Here is a 1,151-nt window from a genome sequence, read left to right as displayed (position 1 = left end):
GTTCCGGTAATGCTTGGCGACCACGCCCGCCTGCCCGTGAGCTTGCAGCAGATCAGATAAACGATCATCCACACCATGCTTCTGCATCAATTGCGTGCAGGTGCGGCGCAGGTCACGCGGCGAAAAGCTGGGCACCTTCACCCCGTCAATTACAGCGCGATCCGAGTCTAGCCAGTCGGATACCGCATGAGTCGGGCTGCTAATGACAAAGGGCTGCTTGCCGTGGGTAGTCCAGGGCCAGGGATGTTGGCCGGYCAAGGCTTTGACTTGCTCAAGTATTTCAACAGCACGCACCGTAAGGGGCACAAGATGCACAACTTCCCCGCCGTTACTGTCACCAGATTTTCGCCCTTTACGGTGGGCAATGCGAACCGTCCGGGCCTCCAGATCGTAGTCATCCCAACGTGTTTCGATGATGTTTTTAATCCGCTGGCCACCCGTGGCAACGACGAACTTGAACAGCAGCGCCATTGCCGGGCCGACTCCCGGTGAGCCTTCGATGGTTTGCCAGAACTGTTTAAGCTCAGCATCCGTCAGGGCACGAACAGCGGCGACTGACTTCTTCTCCATTGACGTCAGGGCCGCGGGGTTGATCTCCAGGCTATAGGTCATCGCATTGGAGCGCCCCACCATGCTCTCGGCCCTCAAGCCATGATTGAACGCGGCGACCAGAAAAGCGCGCAGACGCTCGACCATGACGGAAGATCCGCGCTCATGTACCTGATTCAAGATGGCGAGGATATGGGCCGGGCGAATATCGCGGGCCTTCATCGCCATAATGGCCGGGTGCTCCTTTTCCAAGTCCTTTTTGAATAGGCGCTCCATCTCTCGCAGGGTGGAAGCCGCGATCACGGCGCGGCGTGACTCGATGTAATCGCGGAACAGATCCGCGAAGGTTCCCCGGGCGGCTTCAATGTCGGTGTGCCGTTTGCGCTCGATGCGCTCAGCTTCTGCCTCGGCCGCCTGCTGGGCTAGATACCCGGCAACGTCACCATGCTTAGCTGCGATCCCGGCCATGCGCCGCGCCTCTGCCCGCAACTCGGCCAAGGTAAAGCCTGCATCGCGCGAACTGGCCTTGTAGTTCCCCAGCGATACCTTGTACCGCTTGCCATTGTGCGCGTAGCGGTAAATGGCTGCGACCACACCAGAGG

At 59.5% G+C, this 1,151-nt stretch carries 1 protein-coding gene; it reads right to left on the bottom strand.

The window, feature by feature from the left end; all coding sequences use genetic code 11:
* On the bottom strand, nucleotides 1-1,151 hold a 1,151-nt coding region (locus AC1DRJ_RS28845; RefSeq protein ID WP_477805133.1), incomplete at both ends, for a tyrosine-type recombinase/integrase.

This window comes from Pseudomonas sp. P5_B2, assembly GCF_056400445.1.
The sequence above is the reverse complement of the archived record's forward strand: the minus strand, read 5'-3'. Positions and strand labels throughout refer to the sequence as shown.